This is a genomic window from Pseudoalteromonas holothuriae (genome assembly GCF_945859825.1).
In the GTDB taxonomy this organism is placed as follows: domain Bacteria; phylum Pseudomonadota; class Gammaproteobacteria; order Enterobacterales; family Alteromonadaceae; genus Pseudoalteromonas; species Pseudoalteromonas holothuriae.
This window is the reverse complement of the sequence record NZ_CAMAPC010000003.1, coordinates 173,552-193,391: the sequence shown is the minus strand read 5'-3', so window position 1 is coordinate 193,391 and position 19,840 is coordinate 173,552. Positions and strand designations below refer to the sequence as shown.

Genomic DNA, 19,840 nt, shown 5'->3' with positions numbered 1-19,840 from the left:
TATGGAAAAAATACTGATAGTTGATGATAACCCCTCAATTTTAGAGGCGTTGTCTTTACTGCTTGAGATACACGATTATAGTGTGGTCACGGCTCAAAATGCATTTGAAGCACAGCAAATCGTGCAATATCAGCGTATCGCTTTAGTGCTCCAAGATATGAACTTTTCAAGTGACACGACCTCTGGAGATGAGGGTAAGGCGCTGTTTTATAAACTTCGAGAAATTAACCCCCATCTTCCGGTTATTTTAATTACCGCTTGGACAGAACTTGAAACCGCGATAGAGCTTGTTAAGGCCGGAGCGGTTGATTACATTGGTAAACCTTGGGATGACCAAAAACTGTTAACGAGTATTGGCAATTTAGTTGAGTTAGGTAAATCCAAAGCAAGTAATGCGCTATTTGAGCGCCAACAACATGAGCGTGCAGCGCCTAAAGCACAGGCTAATTTGGCAGGGTTAGTGTACGGCAGCACGGCAATGGAGCGCATTGTTGATATGGCTTTACAGTTGGCTAAGTCTGACGTATCGGTACTCATTACCGGCCCAAATGGCAGTGGTAAAGAGCGTATTGCGGAAATTATTCAAGCGAACTCTTTTTTAAAAGACAAGCCTTTTATTAAAGTGAATGCAGGTGCCTTACCACAAGAGCTGATTGAGGCTGAGTTGTTTGGTGCAGAAGCAGGTGCGTATACTGGCGCAAATAAACAGCGCATAGGACGTTTTGAAGCCGCAGACGGTGGTACTTTGTTTTTAGATGAAATTGGTAACTTACCTTTGTCGGGACAAATGAAACTACTTAGAGTGTTGCAAACAGGTGAATTTGAACGCTTAGGTTCGGTGCAAACGCGCAAAGTGACTGTAAGGGTGATTTCGGCCACCAATGCCAACCTACTTCAAGATATACGCAGTGGCCAATTTAGAGAAGATTTATACTATCGGCTGAACGTGATTGAATTGCAGTTACCACCACTGTGTGAGCGACCAGATGATATACTGCCATTAATAAAGCATTTTTTACCAAACCGACCGTTAACTCATCGCGCTGAGCAAGCACTGAGTGGCTACAGCTGGCCTGGTAATGTGCGAGAGCTAGAAAACGCCTGTAAGAGGGCGGCTGTGCTCACACCTGATGGGGCGTTAGATGAGCATGATTTTGCATTAAATTATGATGCAGTAATAACGACTACAAAAAGTGTACAAAGCAAACGTGAGCCAAGTAAGCAAGAGTTACAGCAAGCAATGCATGATAACCAAGGTGTTATAGCCAAAGTTGCGCGACATTTTGGTATGACTCGTCAAGCGCTCTATCGACGTTTACAAAAGTTTGAGATAGATTATTAATGATACATAACAATAGGCTTAGCCTATCTTTAGTTCATAAAATCCAGCTAAGTATGCTCTTGGTTGTGATGCTTTGTATCGTACCGGTACTCATTTATATCCAGCTACCTTGGACTCAAGCCATAATAATTTTGATACTTAGCATGGTACTGACGATGTTGCTGGCGGCGTTTGTCTGTGCGCCAGTAAAGCAAGGATTAGACGCATTAGAATTGGGCCTACAAAACTTTAAAGATAGAGAATTTTCTAATCAGCTTGCATATCAAAGCGATGATCAGCTTGGTCAACTATGTGCTTTATATAATCAAACAGCTGAACAACTGCGTAAAGAAAAGCAATGGATTTACCAGCGAGAATTAATGCTAGATAAGGTGCTAGAGAGTGCCCCTCAGGCGTTACTGCTTGTTAACAGCAGTGAGGTTGTTGTGTTTAGTAATTTAAGTGCGCGTAGTTTATTGTTATCAGCCAGTCGCCTTGAAGGGCTGAATTTGGCGCAAGCAATAGAGCCAGCATCAGCAGAACTTAAACAAGCCATAAGCACTGGACAAGATGGTTTGTTTAACATGCTTAATGAGCAAGAAGAAGTGCAAACTTGGCACTTGGCGACAGGTCAGTTTTTGCTGAATAACCAACGTCATAAACTATATATATTTAAGCAACTTACGCGTGAATTAAATCGCCAAGAGGTGATTGTTTGGAAAAAAGTGATTCGCATTATTAGCCATGAATTGAATAACTCGCTGGGGCCTATGTCATCGATGTTACACAGTGGCAAAATATTAACGAAAGGCTTAGATGAGCCAAGACTGCTTAGGGTATTTTCAACGATTGAAGAACGCATTAAACATTTAACAGAGTTTGTGCAAGGTTACGGAAAGTTCGCTAAGTTGCCCCAGCCCAAATTAGCTATTATTGATTGGCATCAATTGGTGGATGAATTGGCACAGCAATGGCAGTTTGAAAGTGATATCACATTGTGTGCCCAGCCATGTTTTGCTGATAATACGCAGCTCCAACAACTTCTTATAAATTTACTGAAAAATGCCCATGAATCGGGAAGCGACGCTGATAAGGTTAGTTTGCGTATTGAAGCGCATGATCAAGGTGTGATGATAAGTGTTACTGATGAAGGCCAAGGAATGAATGAGCAAGTGATGGCTAATGCGCTAGTACCATTTTATTCAACCAAGTCGTCAGGTAGTGGTTTAGGGTTAGCTTTGTGTAGAGAAATAGTAGAAGCACATCATGGTTACTTGAGCTTACACAATATAGAGCAGGCAAAAACAGGACTATTGGTTAAAGTGTTCATACCAAATAACATTTCAAGTGCTAGTTAATACGTTATTGAGTATATTAACTAGACGGCTCGATGAGCTGCTTATGCATAATGTGACTATCAACATACCCCAACTTAGAATGTTTGTATGCATTAGGAATAGTACCTATTATCTTATAGCCAAGTCGTTGCCACAGGCGAATAGCCCCTTCGTTGGTACTGACCACACTGTTAAACTGCATCGCTGTAAAACCAAGTGATTTAGCAACTTGTTGTGAGTGTTCGCAAAGTTGTTGTGCAATGCCTTGGCCTCTTGTGGCTTCACTTACCATGTAGCCACAATTACAAATGTGATTGCTCGGTCCCATTGCATTTGCTTTTATATAATAGGTGCCAAGCGTTTGACCATTTAACTTATAAGCAAATGCTTTGAGAGGAGCTGTACACCACAGTTGGTAAGCTTCATCAAGCGACATATTAGCATCAAACGCATAGGTTGTTTGTGAAACTATAATAGCCTTAAAAGTAGGCCAAAAGGATACAAAATCTTCGCGGGTTATTTCTGTTATCATACAATGTCTCAAAATCAGGGAGTGTGTTAGTGTACACGCTCTATCTCACTAATATCACTTTTTGGCCCTTCTTCCATGGTGGGTTGAGTATTCTTTGGCACTAATTTTTGGCAATTTTGATTTCTTTCTTTCCAATGCTGTGTATTTTTGGCGGCTACCGCAGCTGTTGCAACAAACAAACTAGCAAACCCAAAATAAGCGTCTGAATCGTTATATACGGGGCATGTGTCAAGACAGCTTCGGCTATATTTGTTAGCTGTTTTGAATGCTTCTATATCGAGCACTGTTTTTTGCGCATATATTTGGCACTCTTCATCAAAATAAGTGACATCTTTTGGTACAAATACACACCCAGATGTTAATACTAGAGTAAGTGTAAAAAGTAGTGCTGTTTTCATAAGGTGCTCCTTGCATTGTACTCTAACGAGTTAGATATAATGTTTGCTTCTTGGCAGCAGGTAAACATTAGCTAAATTTATTATATAGATAGCAACTTTGCTTAAAATTAGTGACGCTCAATGTCACTTATATCACTAGCAGTTGCTTTAACCTGAACTGGCTCGTCATCTGGTTTAGTAATGTAACAGTCACGTTGGTTTTCGTGCCAGTAAACCACATTTTTCATGACGACCACACTGCCCGATACAACAACACTGGCTGCACTGACTAGCCCTGCTGATGCGAGCATAAAACCACAAGTGCGGCTATCACACTCTTGTAGTTGCATTGCGTTTTGTGTGTCTAATACCGCTTTTTTGGAGAAGGTTTGACATTGTTCATCAAAATATGTGACTTCTTTGGGCACAAAAATACAGCCTGATAAGAATGCAACAACAGTGCTGCATAGTAAAAGCGTTTTCAATCCATGTTCCTTTTTGATTGCTAGAAAGCATAGGATAACTTTATTATCAGTATGTTAAAGTAAAAAAGTGTAAAGCCTAAGTGTGTAAGCGTTATTGCGGTGGGTCAATATTGCCGCCCACACTGGTATTAACCCTAAACCAGCCAGCAATTGAATGTCGTGTTTTTTTAGCGCGCAGTACTTCGTGAGGAAATTCATCACTTAAAAATGTCACCAACGTACCATAACTGGGGGCTACTATGTGTAAAATATTATCTGGGTTATGTGGGTCATATACTGCTAACTCTCCGCCATCTTGGCTTTGCCAAAATGGGTTGAGGTATAACACCGTTGACAGAACACGATTAGTTTCGCCTTTGAATGCATCTAAGTGTTTTTTGTAAAAAGCGCCCGGTTCATAGCGTGCAAAGTGACACTCGTAACTGAATAGCCCCAAAAATAGCTTGCGATTAAGGTAGCTTTGTAAGTCTTGCATATAACTCAAAAACAATGCTTCTTGAGGGTTTTTGTTATCTAACCAGTGAATTTTATCACGTCGAATATACTCATTTTTATTATGTTCCTCTTGGCGGCCTATGCCGGCTTTACGAAAGTCTTGCGGCGATAAAATAGTGAGTCGTTCAGTGAGGGCTAATAGTGCTGGTTCGTTTAAATCTAAACTTTGTATACTTAAACCATGTACTTGAAGGTCAAGGGCGATTTGCTCGAATAAATTACTTTGAGTTGCCAATAGGGTCACTCTTAAAGAAGGGGCGCTATAGATACCACAGGTCTTTCCTGTGAGCGAGAAAAACAATCATAAATAGGCAATTTATTTTTATCGCGCTATTACACATTAAAGGAACCTTTAAAAGGAGTGCATGGTTATTAACAGTGATATTGATCTTGTAAAAAGTCTGAAGGTCAAAAATGTGGTCAAGTTCATGGATTATGTTCAAGTACAAAACATAGTTAACTTTAGCTCGCTAGAATGATCATTGTTTTAATAAAATTGATATGAGCGTGCGTAAACGAGCTTAATTCTCTTTCAAACAGCGAATCAAGAGGGAGGCTTTGGGTAGTCAGCTAATTTTTGGTTAGATACTTTGATTTGAACAAAATTCATATTTCAAAGATTAACACAACCTAATAACGAACAGATCAAAATAACAGTAAACGAAGTACACAAAAAGTGTGAAAGATATAGTACTCTTTTGAGCAGCCAAAGGAATTTAGCTTTGATGACTGTTGGATACTCTCAGCGTCGGGCGTATGGCTAACTTATTCAATATATTATGTTGATTAATATGTGATTTTAGTCTTAATGGAGCACTTTAAATGCACTCTTTCATGTTAGATAGCTTTACCTCATACACTCTAGGTATTTTGGTTTTTTTTGTAGGCTTTTTATTAACCAAAAAATTTAAACTGTTGCAAGAATTTAATATCCCAGAGCCAGTAACAGGTGGGTTGCTCGCAGCGCTGGTGTTCTATTTTGTTTATATGACTGTGCAGATTGAGGTGAATTTTGATTTATCTACTCGCGACCGTTTACTTGTTTACTTTTTCACCGCGATTGGCCTTAATGCCAAATTTAGTGACCTCAAAAAAGGGGGGAAGCCCCTGATTATCCTGTTAGTGCTGACCTTGTCCTATATTGTTATTCAGGATGTGATTGGTATTACGGGCGCACTGGCACTTGGATTACCATCACAAGTTGGTGTTTTAACCGGCTCAGCGGCACTGATAGGTGGTCATGGTACTGCAATTGCTTGGGCACCAGATATTCAAGCTATGGGTATTGAGGGAGCATTAGAAATTGGTGTTGCAGCAGCTACACTTGGACTCGTGATTGCGAGTCTGATTGGTGGTCCTATCGCCAAATTTTTAATTTCCAAACATAAGTTAACTGCAGAGTCTGTAGAAGCACCGATGGTGGGTGTGGAGTACGAAAAAGTGGACTTGCAGAGGTTTAGTCACTTAAATTTTATGGCTGCCATTTTGGTGCTGCATATTTGTATTATTTTAGGTTGGATAGCAAACGAAATAATCACCGAAGTTGGTTTTAAATTGCCTCTTTTTGTAACCTGTTTGTTAGTGGGGATCATACTTTCAAATACGTTGCCGCATATATTTCCGAACATGCCTTGGCCTGCTCGAACGCGTTCATTAGCGATTATCTCTGACTTTTCTCTTAGTTTATTTTTAACTATGTCGCTGATGAGTATGCAGCTTTGGACTATTGCCAGCCTCGCGGGTCCTTTGCTCGTGTTATTAACACTACAGACTATAGGCGCTGTGGTTTTTATTTTATTGGTACTGTTTCCACTAATGGGTCGCAGTTATCAGGCGGCCGTATTGGGAGCTGGCTTCGGTGGGTTTGCTTTGGGTGCCACGCCCACGGCAATTGCTAATATGACTGCGGTCACAAAAGCACATGGTCCGGCACCGACTGCATTTATTATTCTACCTTTGGTGTCGGCATTTTTTGTTGATGTAACCAATGCCTTTATCATCCGGTTTGCGCTGGCGTTTTAAGGCGTGTTGATCTTTGTTGTGTGTTTTTACAGCAGTCGTTCGGGTGTAGAGTCTGCGCTGTATACATATTCTATGTAAGTCAGGTGATAACGTAGAAAAAATGCCCGAATGGCACTGCCTAAAAGGCAGCTTAACGGGCTTTTTTGTCTAAGCTAATAACCAACCCCTGCGATGCCTCTTCAATAAGGTCAAGTACCAATTCAAAACCATCTCCTTCACCATAGTATGGGTCTGGGATCTCTGTATATTCGCTACTTCCGAACGCTAAAAAAAGTTGTATTTTATGCTGATATTGCTCAGGGCAAAGTGCCATTAAATCGGCTAAGTTTGCTTTGTCGGCTGCTAAAATCAAATCAAAATATTCAAAGTCTAATGGTTTGACTTGTCGAGCTTGCATGGCATTAAAATTATAACCACGTTTAATACCTGCAGCCATGCTACGCTTATCAGGGGGGGTTCCTTGATGATAAGCGATGGTGCCAGCTGAATCGACTTCAATATCAACCCTAGCATCTAATAGCTTTTTCTTTAACACGGCTTCGGCTGTAGGTGAGCGGCAGATATTACCCATACAGACTATTAGTATTTTTTTTATATCATTGTTTAGTAGGGTGTTAGTCATCAATTTTACCAATTAAGTTTGTTTTTTGGTAAGTTAACACATTCAAATAGTATAGATATAAGGTTTTTATGCTGTGCTTTTGGTGGGATTTATAATGGAAAGTGATAAGGCTAATGTAATGGCTGCACAAGAGTGTGCTAAAAATAACAGGAAATAGTTTATGCACCTCAAAACAACAGATTTAACGCAAACCAAGCAGTGGCTGAATGATGCGCAAAAGCAGCAAGTGGGTGGCGTTATTCAAGCGAGCTTTGCTAATGTTAATGTAAAAGACTATTTAGCCAAGTACTTTGAATGTGCAAAGCCGCATCAAAGAAAATTGCGGCTGTATTATGATAATGACAAGCTGGTGGGGTATTGTTTACTGACCTTTAGTGACGAAATAAATATCACAGTTATAAGAGCATCAGCTGCATTTTTGCCAAAGTTTAGACAAGGCGGTAATACCTTTGCGTTCTCACTAAGCCAAAGCATTAAAGCATGGCTAACACGGCCTTGGCGCAAGCATTATTACGCCGATACAATGCTCAGCCCTGCAATGTATCGTGCTATAGCTAAAAAAACAGGTGTGATTTGGCCTCACTTAACTCACCAAGCACCCTCCCAATTATTTGAGCGTTTCAATTCAGGTGGTTTACTAAGTCAGTTTAACTCGTTACGTTGTTTGGTGGAGGTTAATAGAGCAAGTAAGTATTCACAACAGGACTTAATCGCTTTTAAAACCAGCGCAAAGTTAGAAGTTCAATATTATTGCCAAGTTAACCCAGGTTTTGATAAAGGCATTGCTTTGTTTGTGATTATTCCCGTAAATTTGGCTCAGATAGCAAAAACATTGTATAAAAACTTGTCTAGAAAGTAACTAGACGAACTATTGCACGAGGTATATCGTTTAAGGTACATTTATTTTGACCGTATTGAATGGCCCGTTATTAAAATCACAATATGTGGATGGTATCTCAAAGCTTGATACCAAGGACTACTTCATAGAAAGTAAAGGGATATTAGTTTTATGTTGCTTAGATTTGTACTTTATACTTTGCTGGCACTTGGGGTTGTGGCTTGCAATGGAGATGGTTCACCTCAACAACCCGATCCTGACTTTAAACCTAAAAATACGTTTAAACGCTTTAATAAAGAGCAAGCACCATTAGTACTGATTGACGAAGCTCATTATAATTTTCATACCCTTAATGGCCGTTATAAACCGTTTGCACAGGTATTGCGCAGTGATGGCTACGTTGTAAAAGCAAATAAAGAAGTACTTACTAAAAAAAGCTTAGAACAAGCTGATATTTTAGTATTGGCTAATGCACTACACAAGGAGAATAGTAGAAACTGGGACGGCCCTTTTTATAACGCTTTTACTGATGAAGAAATCAGTGCAGTTAAAGCATGGGTAATACAAGGAGGTGCATTATTTTTGGTTGCAGACCATATTCCATTTCCTAAAGCCGCTGAAAAACTTGCTGCTGCATTTGGCTTTGAATTTGCTAATGGGCATGTTAGCAAATTTACTTTCAGCAAAGACAATAAGACTTTAAAACAGCACCCGATCTTAAATAGTACAGAGCGAACTGGACAAGTTACGAAGGTGCGAAGTTTAGGTGGAGATGCGTTTAAAGTACCAAGCAATGCAAAAAATATTTTGCAACTGCCTAAAGACGCTGTGGCAGCACTGCCAGATAAGCCATTTAAGGTTAACCAGCAAACACCTAGAGTCTCTATAGCTGGTTGGTCTCAAGGGGCTGTATTAGAGATAGGAAAAGGGCGGGTTGCGGTGTTTGCAGAAGCCAGTATGTTTACATCTCAAGTATATGTACCTACAGGTAAAAAGCTTGGGCTCGTATCAAAAAGTGCAGAGCAAAATGAACGGTTTTTGCTTAATGTAATGTATTGGTTATCACGGGCAATATAATGGGTGTTATTACGAATGAGGCAGTTGAAGTAAAATTTGAAAACTACCCTGCTTCAGTTCGCCCTGCACTTGATGAGCTAAGAGCGATAATATTAGATGTTGCCAAAGATATAGGTGCGGGAGCAGTCGAAGAATCTTTAAAATGGGGCGAGCCAAATTATCGGGTTAAATCAGGTAGTCCAATAAGAATAGACTGGAAGCTAAAATCTCCCGACAACTATTACTTATTTTTTAACTGCAATACCAAATTGGTTGATACTTTTCGGCAAATTTACAGCGGCTTACTTCAGTTTGAAGGTAATAGGGCCATTGTGTTGAAGTTAAATCATCCACTTCCTATACATGCAATTAAACACTGTATTGAGCTTGCCTTAACCTATCACAAGGTGAAGCATTTACCTTTGTTGGGAGCTTAAAAAGCTGCTTAGTTATAAGTGATTTAATAAAAAAATAAGCTTTATTTTCATATTATTAAAATAATCCCCTATGTTTTTCTACGTTTTCAAGTTAAAAAATTTGTCTTGTATTATCACTTGGGACAGCATATGAACCAGTGCCTGTTATAAAGGAGTCGTACAGTCAACATAGGAAAATATCATGAAGTCGCACACTCTACTTTTGTGTTTAGGAATGCTTTTAATAGTCGCATGTGGTGGTAAAAAATCGCAGAATATAGATACGCCGATTGCTAAAGAACCTTCGACAGACGTTATATCGTTTGATGTAAATGAAGATTATCAAGCACTTCTAGATAAAGTCGTGCGTAGTGGACTAACGGGTGTCTCGGTCTACATAGAAACCCCAAATTTTGAGCGCGCTTATACGAGTGGTCTGTCAAATATTAAAAATAGCACCCCACTTTTGCCAGAGCATTTGTTCAGAATTGCCAGTAATACGAAAAGCTTTGTTGCAACAATCACTTTTTTGATGGCGCAAGAAGGGCAAATTGATTTAGATAAACCAATCGACCATTACCTAAGTAAAAACATTATAAGTCAGCTGCCTAATATGGATAAAATCACGATACGACATTTGTTAACGCATACCAGTGGTTTATACGATTATTTATCGACACCGGGTTTTTGGCACAAGGTTGAACAGATACCAAACCATGATTGGAGTGAGTTGGAAATGCTGGGTTACGCATTTGGGCAACCCCCCATATTTAAGCCAGGCCATGGCTTTGACTATTCCAATACTAATTATTTATTGCTAGGAATGATAATCGACCATATTTTGGGATATGACTTAGCAATTGAAATACGACAACGTCTTCTAGAGCCATTGGGTTTAGCAAATACTTTTTACTATCAAAGAGAAGATATTGATGGTGTATTGGTAGATGGGTATGAGCTGCAAGCAGGTAAGCTTAAAAGCTACCGCCATGTTAATTTAGGCTACCGCGCAGCCGATGGCGGTATGGTTAGCACCACAAAAGACTTAGCAAAATTCTACCGGGCGTTTGGTAAAGCGTTAACGCCGTTTAATGAGCAAATAAAACAGCAGATGTTGAGCTTATTAAATAAACTAGATGAACGCAGGCAGTATGGCGGTGGTGTTATCGTTCTTACTGAAAACAGTAAAAATACTCACCTAAATGGTAAAATGGCCTATGTTCATGGTGGTTATAACAATGGATATATCACTCGTAGTTATTACTATCCTGATGAAGATGTAAGTATTAGCCTATTTTACAACCATGTGTTTGACCGCCAACGTGAGCCAGAAAAACACAAAATGGTCGAGGAATTTAGAACTGTGATCCGAGCAAAAGTACTCGGCGGGTTGTAATTACTGATCTTATGTCCACCTGTTTAGCAGAGCCTAGCATTACTCTATGCTCTGCCTTTTACTTATTACTTACCCTTTAGTGCAAATAGCATAGTCTTTTGGACATGTTTTGGCTGTAAAGTCGCGGGTCCAACGTTTAAAATCTGCGATGTTAAGTTGCCGCCACCCTCTAATATCAATCAGTTTTTCCACGTCGATATTAAGTTCGTCAAGTGCTTGAGCAAAGCGCACCATATCGTGATAAATACGCGGCTTAGCCGTTTTTAAGTTAGTGACATAATGGTCCTCTGCAAAGACCATTTTATGTTTAGGAAAATAGACTAAAAGGTAATGCTGAGCGTGTGCTGTGGCAATGTCACTGAGTGTGAGATTACCTATGTTAAAGGGAGTTCTGTCGGGCACCACAACAAAGTCATCGGCTGAATGTTTTGACGATAATGACTCAGTAATGACGCTTTTATGTGCGTCAGAGAAGACAAGCTTTGCGCCTAGCGCGAGTACTTTATCAAGCCCTTGTAAATTTGCGTTATGATGGTGGGTTACAATAAAGTATTGAATTGGTTTGTCAGTGTGAGTGCGCTTTTTGATTTCGGCAAAATTGTTTTCTATCGCATTTGCTGCCCCAAGCGCAATATAATAGTCAGAATGTTCAATAAAAACCGATAAAGCACGGCCTTTTCCTACTTGGTAAACACCGTCAGCACGTTTTTCAATATGTAAATCAGAGTAGTTAAAAGTATCTCCCCACTGAGTAAAGTTATCAAAACCTTTAAAAGCGCGAGTGATATTTGGGTTTAACTCTATATTGCGCTCGACAGAAGTAATGCGTAATGTGCCATTGATGAAAAAGTTGAGATCTTGTGCAAATACCACCTTATTAACTGTCTGATGGTTGGAGAACACATAAAGCATATTGCCAATGCGTGGATGGGACCGTTGTATTTTACGGATCAACCCAGATGTTATATCAATAAAATAAGTAAATTGTGTGCCTGAACTTAAGGTGATGGCTAATTTTTGATGCACCTTGCCTCGATAGTATTCATTACCTATGTACTGCGCTGACTTTAAATCAGTGTGCAATCGCCTAGCTTGTAACGTATCGCTACTGCGTATCAGTGAGCTGCCTAACCACTCGTAACTGGCCCACTCTTCGACAGAGTATTTGTTATGCAAAATGTCGTACATAACGGTTTTTTTACCATCATGAATCCATTTTTCTAAATCAAGGGTGGTACGAGGCGCACGATAAGATAGCAGACCCTTTTTTTTGTTTTCAAAGTCGATAATAAGCTCTTCATTGATACGCCATATTTCAGGCTCACCAGGTATTTCACTTTCTCCGGGCCACGGGCCTTTATTGTAATCTAACACCTTGATACTTTTTGCGTTAATTAACGCTTCACCGCCATAGGCGTTAATTACTTTACTGATGATTTCAGATTCTTGACTTACGGCAGTAGCTTTATCATGCGCGTATGTTGAAGCAGGTATCAACAATACAACACAACTAATAGTAGCAAGCTTTTGTTTTATAAAAGGAATGAAACTGGATTTGCGAAGCCGCTTTTTTATATTTTGGTAACTTTTTGGATTGTGCATACAGAAGGTAACCTCTAGGTGATTTTGAGATTACATTGGCATAGCTCAAACTGGTAAACGATTAAAAGTCAGTAAGCGGCTATAAATTTACGCTATGTGGCTGCATTGTTGTTCACTTTATTTAGCTGCACTAGCAGCGCTTTATAACGGCGGCTCATCTTAACTGACTCGCCATTACTCATTAGCAGTAGCGCATCACCAAATCGACCCTTTTCTACTTTACGGACATGTGCCAAATTGATCATGTATGACTTATGTGAGCGAGCAAAGAATTTATCGTCTAATTCTAAGCTGAGACGCTTAAAGGAGTCCCTTGATAACATTGCCTTGTCTGCAAAATGTAATGCGAGGTGATCGGCAACTGCTTCAATATAAAGGATGTCTTTTTGCTTTATGTAAAAAAGCCCCTCGCTGGTTTTTACACTCAACCCAAGTTGTGAGGTTTGCAGTTTTAGTTGTTCGTAAAATGCTTCTACCCTAGCTCGTTTTAATACCAGCGTTTGCTGTTTAATATGCTGCCTGACTTTATTTATCATGATATTAAACCGCTCTTGCTCAATTGGTTTGAGTAAGTAATCAAGCGCATTATTATCAAATGCAGCCACGGCGTATTGCCCATAGGCAGTAATAAACACAATATGAGGTAGTGGCTCGTTCCACAATTTTAATAGTGCAAAGCCATTTTGCCTTGGCATTTCAATATCTAGAAATACCACATCCGGTTTAGGCAAACTTAGCGCAGCGGGCTCGTCCACATTATAACCATGATAAACAACGCTAAAATCGCTATGGTTTTGCAGCGCAAGTTCTAATCCTTTGTGTGCTGCAGGTTCGTCGTCAATTACCCAGCAATTTATTGTCATGCTGCAACTTCTAAAGGAATGATCAAATTGACACTAAATCGATTGTTTCCAATTTGTATGCAAAATTGCCCGCTGCTGCCATATAGTAATTCTATTCGATTTTTCACGTTATTAAGCCCTGTATTCGTGCCGTTAGTATTTGAATATGCCGTTTCTATGTATGGGTTGCTGATATTTATATGTAGCAACTTATTGCTTATGGTAGCGACCAGTATTATCTCGCAATCAGTCAATATCTGTCTGCTGAATTTGATGGCATTTTCCATTAATGGCTGCAAAATCAGTGGCGGTAAATAGGCTTGTTCGGCATCGCTTTGTATCTGATAATTAAACTCAATATGTTGTTTGCTGCGTTGCTGCTCAATTTCTACAAAGTAACTGAGCAAGGAAAGCTCTTGGTGAAGTGGTATTTTTTTATCGAATTTGTGCTCCAGCGTAATGCGTAGAAATTGACTGAGTTTTATCAGCATTTGATGTGCAGTTTTAGTATCTTTGTCTAATATAGCCACATCTAAGGAGTTGAGTACGTTAAATAAAAAATGTGGATTAAGCTGGGTCATTAACAGTTGCAACTGGGCTTCTTTAGCGGTGTGCTGAGCTTGTTCTATTTCTTTAGCATGTGCTTTTTTTTGTAGGTAGTTATAGCCCGAAGCAAGTAATCCTGCCCAAGCAATAATCAACAAGACACGATACGCGCTGCCAGTAAGTGACTCTAATATAGGTGCTTGTATTAAAGCGGTTAAGCTGGTGTGGCCGTGCAAAATACTGGTTAAGTTATTCCAAAAAACTAGAGTTAGTAAGCCTAAAAATAGTACCAATGTATATCTTACACTGACGGATTTTTTTTCGAGCTTTATAAAAAGCATGGCAAGTAATGCGCTCGCGACCATTATAAATACTGACGAAAACACGCTCCCTTGCCAATGGTTTTCACCATAAAGTAAGTGACTTATATGTTCAGCAGTTAAATAACTTAGCCAAAATAACACATGGCCCGCTATTAAAATTGGATACTTATGCAAATGATACTTCACCGATTATGATTAGGTTTCGATAATGATAGGCTACAATATTATTGCTCAATCTTTGTGTAAAGCTTTGTTACGGATGTGTGAGTGAAAATAATCGTCACTCTTATCTAATTTATTTTAACTCCTTCTTTTTGACATTTGCAGAGAGTCTATATAGTCCCCTAGTCATCCTGAGCTTGTTTCAGGGCCCTCTGTTATTGAAGTCAAAAGCTTAATAACACCCTGACCTTCGTTAGAACAACGGATTTAAGGTGGCAATCAGGGCTGTTATATTGAACTTACCAGCTGCCACCTTGCGTTTGTTATTGGCCGCTCGGAACTAACTATCACCTAACTTGTGTGGGGCCTTTGATTGAGTGCCTAGGCTGTTTTCACTAATAGGGTATTTTCACAGTGCCTCATGTGGCCCAAATACTTCATACAAAATACGCTGCGACTCCACACCCAAATCAAGTAACTGCTGTTTAATTGCTTCCATAAATGCAGTGGGGCCGCAGAGGTAAAATTCACCATGTGTTAATGGTAAGTCAAGTTTGCTTTGACTCAGTTGAATACGCCCAGTTTGATCGCCAGCATCGCTATTTTCATACCAAATTTCTTTGCTCAAGTTTGCGTGTGGCTGTTCGATGAATGGCCTAAAACTATGTTCAGTTTCGTCGACACAGGCATGAATAAACGCCATTTTGCCAGTTGTTGCGGTATTTATTGCTTGCTCTAGCATTGCCATCATGGGAGTAATGCCCACGCCAGCGCTGATAAATACCTTTTCATTTGGGGTATTTTGTAGCACAAAGTCCCCTGCTGGTGGGTAAAGCGTGAGTGTGTCGCCTGTATTTAATTGGTGCAAGTGCGTTGACACCAGCCCTTGTCTTTTCACACTAATGCGATAATGGTTTGCCTTAGGCGACTGCGACAGGGAATATTGGCGAATTTGCGTATTGGCACTTTGTTCAGGTTGTACACTTACACTAATAAACTGACCCGCTTGGTAGTGGGTAATAGGGCGTTTATCATTGGGGGTAAGGTAAAAGCTTTTTACGTTTTCTGACTCTTTTACAATGGTATCAATGGTAAATTCACGCTCATTACGCCAGCCACCGACTTGATTTTGAGTTTTTTGATATAGGCCTTCTTCTTGACTAATAAATAAATCGGCCAATAGGGCGTAGGCTTCGCGCCATGCTTGCTCTATATCTGGTGTGAATTGCTCTGGCGCTAGCTCTTTGAGTGTTTCAATTAAATGGTAGCCAACAATATCGTAATGCTCTGCTTGGATGTTTAAACTAACATGTTTGTGATTAATACGAGTAATGGCCTGTTGTAGTACTGATGGATTATCAATATGAGTAGCATAGGCCGCAATGGCGCTAAATAGCGCGAATTGTTGCTTGCCCGTTTGTTGGTTAGTCATATTAAAAATGTTTTTAAGTTCAGGGTTATGGGTAAACATTCGCTGATAAAAATGCGCGGTGACCGCAGTACCCGCGTCGCTTAAAAGAGGAATGGTGCTTTTAACTAAAGAAATAGTGCGCTGAGATAACATAGTAACTCCAAAGGTAAAAAATTAACCACGACGACCGTCAACGCGCTGTTGCGTTAACACGTTAAAGTAGTGATAAACAAATAAGCTAAAGCCAACACACCAAAGTATTGCGCTGTATAGCCAAGCTAGGTGTGGGGAAATAAAATAGGGTAAAAAGGCACGACATATAGCACCTATTGCAACGGCCATAAACGCTAAGCTAACAGTGTGGGGAACTTGCAAGGGCCTACCTGTATGGCCCAAAGATACTCGAGCCATGACGGCGATGATCATCAAGCCAATACTACCAAGCGTGATCAAATGCAAAGCATCAGTAAAGGCTATAAGTGGGGTGAAGAAGCTGATTCCCAGCTGTAATAATCCAATTGCACCAAGGATGTAACCTAGGTGCAGTGACCAAAGTAAAGGCACAGACAAGGTTTTTGCGTTAAACCACAATATAGTGCGGATAACGTGCAACAAGGCGCTTAAAACCAATAGGTAACCAGGGTTCAGTGGTAACTTAAATATTTGGCTCAATACAAAACCCGTAATACCCAAAACGCTTACCCAAAGTAACAACTGGTCTAGTTTGGGTGTGCGTACTTGCTGCGTCAGTTTCAGTCCTCTGGCCGTGAAAAAAGGGATCACACGGCCACCGACTATGCCAATGAGTAACATAAACATCAATACGGCAATCTGAGTAAATATGCGTGCTAAAGCAAAATCTTGTTGCATCAGTAATATAAAAAATAGTGTATTGAATATGCACAACCCAGTTAACAGCACAATAAATATATAATTATTCTTTGATTTGCCGCGAATGAGCATATTGCTCAGTACAGTAATGGCGATAAGCCAAAATGCGAGTTGACCCATTAACACCACTAACAAGGCTTGTGGTTGAGTAAAAAATATGACGCGGGTAAGGACCCAAATAGCTAAAAGCAAAGCCAGCTTATAACCGCTAATACTAGGTACATTGGTCCAAGTCTGTGCGGCTGTTAGCAAAAAGCCAACGGCAACAGCCCCTGCAAAAGCAAAAGTCATTTCGTGTGCATGCCAAAGTGTGGCAGTAATGGGGGCATGCCACGTTAGCTGGCCAATTAATAACCCTGCCCAGAGTCCAATACTGATCACCGCCCATATGGCAGCTGATAAAAACAGCGGTCTAAATGCCAGCATAAATAATGGCCACTGTTCAATTTGATACCATTTAGCATGCGCGCTAATAGGTTCTGATAAATTGATTGGGCGCATTATTTTACCTCCATACCAAGTTGGTATTGGCACACACAGCGCGCCACATAGCTGAGCTTAAATAATCCTGCAATGACAATCGTTGAGATGTGTAATGAAATTTGCCAAGGTAGACTAAAATAGTCAGCTAAAGGGTAGCTTGCGATTACACTGGCACTAAAGCTAAGGGCGAGCAGCACTAACGCAGTATTAGCAGCTTTTAAAATAAGGGTGGTATTTTGCATACTAAACACCTTGAACTGATTAATTGTGTTTAGTTATAGCATTCAACGTGCCAATTTTAATGCTTTTATAAATCAAAGCCTTATGATTTTAAGTTTGAAAATGAAGTCATTTTGACATATTATTTTATGTTCATAATTAACAATATGAGTCATTTTGACATGAAGCCGCAAGCGCTATCACAACTACTTACGCTGAGTATTGCTCTGACTCGAGCTCAACCTTCACAACTAACTGATTCGGTTAATGGTTTTTATAGTGCATTAATACAGGCTATTAAAGCCTGTATTAATGCTGATGCAGTGGCACTATTGCTTAACCAAAACGGTATGCTCACGCCAGTGGCACTAGATGGGTTAACCAGAGACTCTTTTGGGCGGCGCTTTGATATTAACGCGCATCCACGTTTAGCGGCTATCGGTCAAGCTCGTGGGCCACTTCGTTTTGATGAGCACTGTGATTTACCAGATCCCTACGATGGGCTGTTATTAGCGACAGATGGTGATATGCCTGTGCATTCGTGTATGGGGTTAGCCTTGTTTGATGAGCAGCGGTTATTAGGCATTTTAACATTAGATAGTCTAACTCCTGGAAGCTTTAGCCATTATAGTGAATCGTTCTTACAGCATGTAAATGACATTGTTACTGAACAGGTTAAATGCGCTATGTATAACGAGCAACTGTTGCGCAAAGCACAGCATGGTAATGCGCTTGTCTTAGCGCTGAATCAAGCGACTCACGACATGGTTGGGCAAAGCGCTGCTATGCATTCACTTTGCAGCGACATACAGCTGGTTGCTAGTTCTGACTTTAGTGTATTAGTTCACGGCGAAACGGGTACTGGTAAAGAGCTGGTGGCGCGCAACATTCATAAATATTCGCCGCGAGCTGAGCAAGCTTTTGTTCAAGTTAATTGCGCTTCATTACCTGAAACTTTGGCTGAGAGTGAATTTTTTGGTCACCGCAAGGGGGCATTTACTGGTGCGGATAAAAGCCGTGAAGGTAAGTTTATGCTAGCTGATGGTGGTACTATTTTTTTAGATGAAATAGGTGAGCTGCCACTGAGTATTCAAAGTAAATTATTGCGTGTACTTCAAAGTGGTGAAATTCAGCCTGTAGGAGCTGATAAAACTGAACAGGTGAATGTACGTGTTATAGCAGCAACTAACCGTAACCTTGAGAATGAAGTTGCACAAGGGCGTTTTCGAGCTGACTTATACCATCGCCTCAGCGTTTACCCTATTAATGTACCACCGCTGCGGGCTCGCCGTGATGATATTCCCCTACTGGCAGGTTTTTTTATAGAACAAGTACGCAAGAAGCTGGGCATAAAGCAGGTAACGCTAAATTCAAAGCTTGAAACAATTTTAAAGCAGTATGATTGGCCGGGTAACATTCGAGAGTTAGAGCATGTGATTAGCCGAAGTGCACTCAGAGCAAAACAAGCCCAGTGGCCAGCAGACATTATCTGTATTGAACCGAAATATTGTGAGTTGCACACCAGTAACATAATCACAGAAACTAAAGTCAGTGTTCCTTCAACCGCAAACGCAACACAGGCTCTTAAAGTGGCGGTAGATGACTTTCAACGCGGCAAAATAATTCAAGCACTTGAAGAGCATAATTTAAACTGGTCGGCTACAGCGCGTGCATTACAAATTGATAGAGCGAATTTAGTGCGTTTAGCGAAGCGGCTAAATGTGCAAATTAAAAAATATTTATAGTAGAGTTTATCTCTTCTTTAAGTCATTTTTATCGTGTTAAAGTGACCCGTTAACTTGCTATAAGTAACGGTAGGAAACGTATTGCAACTACAACTGTAATTAGCAATGTTAATCACTCTCAATAATGTTATAAGTCATTTATTTTAAAAGGATATATTAAATTTTTATTTAGTGCTAATCAATCTTGCACCCTCCATGTTTTGAACTAGTGTTAATGAGCGAGTGTTTGTTTTTTTAGGGGGCCCCATGCAGGGTAATAAGCAAATTTTAAATGTACTAAACAGAATACTGACTTTAGAGCTCACGTCGATAAACCAATATTTTTTGCATGCACGTATGTATAAAAATTGGGGTTTGGAAGAGCTTAATGAAAAAGCCTACAAAAAGTCGATTAAAGATATGAAGCAAGCCGATGATTTAATCGAACGGATTTTGTTTTTAGAAGGGCTACCCAATTTGCAGCATTTAGAAAAGTTGCGTATTGGCGAGCAAACAGAAGAAATGCTCAGTTGTGATTTAGCGTTTGAAATGGAACAAATTCCAGAGCTTAAATCTGCCATTGCATTGTGTGAACAAGAACATGACTTTGTCAGCCGTGAATTAATTGAAGAGATTTTAGAGTATGAAGAAGAGTATGTTGATTGGATAGAAGCACAACAACACTTAATTAAACACACTGGCATTGAAAACTATCTGCAATCGCAGATTGAGGAGTAACC

Annotated in this window: 20 protein-coding genes; 9 read left to right on the top strand and 11 right to left on the bottom strand. The window is 40.0% G+C overall.

Features of this window, described 5'->3' with window-relative positions; translation table 11 throughout:
- The first annotated feature begins 1 nt into the window (after position 1).
- Both OCI93_RS05180 and OCI93_RS05175 read left to right on the top strand, forming a co-directional pair.
- Positions 2–1,342, top strand: coding sequence for a sigma-54-dependent transcriptional regulator (locus OCI93_RS05180; RefSeq protein ID WP_261625918.1), 1,341 nt, complete (start codon positions 2–4; stop codon positions 1,340–1,342).
- Complete coding sequence (locus tag OCI93_RS05175) at positions 1,342–2,679, top strand: sensor histidine kinase (protein WP_261625917.1); 1,338 nt, start codon at positions 1,342–1,344, stop codon at positions 2,677–2,679. The genes OCI93_RS05180 and OCI93_RS05175 overlap by 1 nt, the downstream gene beginning before the upstream one ends.
- A 16-nt stretch (positions 2,680–2,695) precedes the next feature.
- Here the strand turns inward: OCI93_RS05175 and OCI93_RS05170 are convergent, their stop codons facing one another.
- The 4 genes from OCI93_RS05170 to OCI93_RS05155 form a co-directional block, all read right to left on the bottom strand.
- On the bottom strand, positions 2,696–3,190 hold the full coding sequence (locus OCI93_RS05170; protein WP_261591291.1) for a GNAT family N-acetyltransferase: 495 nt from the start codon (positions 3,188–3,190) through the stop codon (positions 2,696–2,698).
- A gap of 26 nt (positions 3,191–3,216) precedes the next feature.
- Complete coding sequence (locus tag OCI93_RS05165) at positions 3,217–3,588, bottom strand: hypothetical protein (RefSeq protein WP_261591292.1); 372 nt, start codon at positions 3,586–3,588, stop codon at positions 3,217–3,219.
- 107 nt (positions 3,589–3,695) lie between these two features.
- Positions 3,696–4,052 (bottom strand): hypothetical protein, encoded by a 357-nt coding sequence (locus tag OCI93_RS05160; protein WP_261625916.1) that lies wholly within the window; start codon positions 4,050–4,052, stop codon positions 3,696–3,698.
- 91 nt (positions 4,053–4,143) lie between these two features.
- A complete protein-coding gene (locus OCI93_RS05155; protein ID WP_410007616.1) occupies positions 4,144–4,782 on the bottom strand; it encodes a 2OG-Fe(II) oxygenase in 639 nt (212 codons plus the stop codon).
- 587 nt (positions 4,783–5,369) lie between these two features.
- Here OCI93_RS05155 and gltS point away from each other — a divergent pair.
- The gene (gene gltS, locus OCI93_RS05150) at positions 5,370–6,569 is read left to right on the top strand and encodes a sodium/glutamate symporter (protein WP_261591294.1); all 1,200 of its coding nucleotides are present in this window, start codon (positions 5,370–5,372) and stop codon (positions 6,567–6,569) included.
- A gap of 130 nt (positions 6,570–6,699) precedes the next feature.
- Here gltS and OCI93_RS05145 read toward each other — a convergent pair whose 3' ends face one another.
- Positions 6,700–7,191: a low molecular weight protein-tyrosine-phosphatase gene (locus OCI93_RS05145; RefSeq protein WP_261625915.1), complete on the bottom strand. Its 492-nt coding sequence runs from the start codon at positions 7,189–7,191 to the stop codon at positions 6,700–6,702.
- A gap of 160 nt (positions 7,192–7,351) precedes the next feature.
- On the opposite strand from OCI93_RS05145, the gene OCI93_RS05140 reads away from it, so the two are divergent.
- The 4 genes from OCI93_RS05140 (at position 7,352) to OCI93_RS05125 (ending at position 10,897) form a co-directional block, all read left to right on the top strand.
- Positions 7,352–8,050, top strand: a complete 699-nt coding sequence (locus OCI93_RS05140; protein ID WP_261625914.1) for a hypothetical protein — start codon at positions 7,352–7,354, stop codon at positions 8,048–8,050.
- A 150-nt stretch (positions 8,051–8,200) separates the two neighbouring features.
- Positions 8,201–9,106 carry a DUF4350 domain-containing protein gene (locus tag OCI93_RS05135; RefSeq protein ID WP_261625913.1) on the top strand — a complete coding sequence of 302 codons (906 nt, stop codon included), beginning with the start codon at positions 8,201–8,203 and terminating at the stop codon, positions 9,104–9,106.
- The gene (locus OCI93_RS05130) at positions 9,106–9,522 is read left to right on the top strand and encodes a DUF1801 domain-containing protein (RefSeq protein ID WP_261591298.1); all 417 of its coding nucleotides are present in this window, start codon (positions 9,106–9,108) and stop codon (positions 9,520–9,522) included. Before OCI93_RS05135 ends, OCI93_RS05130 begins: the two co-directional genes overlap by 1 nt.
- A 181-nt stretch (positions 9,523–9,703) precedes the next feature.
- The gene (locus OCI93_RS05125) at positions 9,704–10,897 is read left to right on the top strand and encodes a serine hydrolase domain-containing protein (RefSeq protein WP_261625912.1); all 1,194 of its coding nucleotides are present in this window, start codon (positions 9,704–9,706) and stop codon (positions 10,895–10,897) included.
- Between the two features lie 69 nt (positions 10,898–10,966).
- On the opposite strand, the gene OCI93_RS05120 is transcribed toward OCI93_RS05125, so the two are convergent.
- From OCI93_RS05120 to OCI93_RS05095, 6 genes are all read right to left on the bottom strand, one after another.
- Complete coding sequence (locus OCI93_RS05120) at positions 10,967–12,499, bottom strand: MBL fold metallo-hydrolase (protein ID WP_261625911.1); 1,533 nt, start codon at positions 12,497–12,499, stop codon at positions 10,967–10,969.
- Positions 12,500–12,591: 92 nt separating this feature from the next.
- Positions 12,592–13,362 (bottom strand): LytR/AlgR family response regulator transcription factor, encoded by a 771-nt coding sequence (locus tag OCI93_RS05115; protein ID WP_261625910.1) that lies wholly within the window; start codon positions 13,360–13,362, stop codon positions 12,592–12,594.
- Complete coding sequence (locus OCI93_RS05110; protein ID WP_261625909.1) at positions 13,359–14,351, bottom strand: sensor histidine kinase; 993 nt, start codon at positions 14,349–14,351, stop codon at positions 13,359–13,361. The genes OCI93_RS05115 and OCI93_RS05110 overlap by 4 nt, the downstream gene beginning before the upstream one ends.
- Before the next feature lie 430 nt (positions 14,352–14,781).
- Complete coding sequence (hmpA, locus tag OCI93_RS05105; protein ID WP_261625908.1) at positions 14,782–15,936, bottom strand: NO-inducible flavohemoprotein; 1,155 nt, start codon at positions 15,934–15,936, stop codon at positions 14,782–14,784.
- Positions 15,937–15,957: 21 nt separating this feature from the next.
- A complete protein-coding gene (locus OCI93_RS05100; RefSeq protein ID WP_261625907.1) occupies positions 15,958–17,175 on the bottom strand; it encodes an NnrS family protein in 1,218 nt (405 codons plus the stop codon).
- Positions 17,175–17,399 (bottom strand): SMP domain-containing protein, encoded by a 225-nt coding sequence (locus OCI93_RS05095; protein ID WP_261591305.1) that lies wholly within the window; start codon positions 17,397–17,399, stop codon positions 17,175–17,177. The genes OCI93_RS05100 and OCI93_RS05095 overlap by 1 nt, the downstream gene beginning before the upstream one ends.
- A 159-nt stretch (positions 17,400–17,558) precedes the next feature.
- Here OCI93_RS05095 and norR point away from each other — a divergent pair, with 159 nt between their 5' ends.
- Both norR and bfr read left to right on the top strand, forming a co-directional pair.
- Positions 17,559–19,121: a nitric oxide reductase transcriptional regulator NorR gene (gene norR, locus OCI93_RS05090; RefSeq protein ID WP_261625906.1), complete on the top strand. Its 1,563-nt coding sequence runs from the start codon at positions 17,559–17,561 to the stop codon at positions 19,119–19,121.
- A gap of 246 nt (positions 19,122–19,367) precedes the next feature.
- Positions 19,368–19,838, top strand: a complete 471-nt coding sequence (bfr, locus tag OCI93_RS05085) for a bacterioferritin (protein ID WP_261591307.1) — start codon at positions 19,368–19,370, stop codon at positions 19,836–19,838.
- Positions 19,839–19,840: the final 2 nt, after the last annotated feature.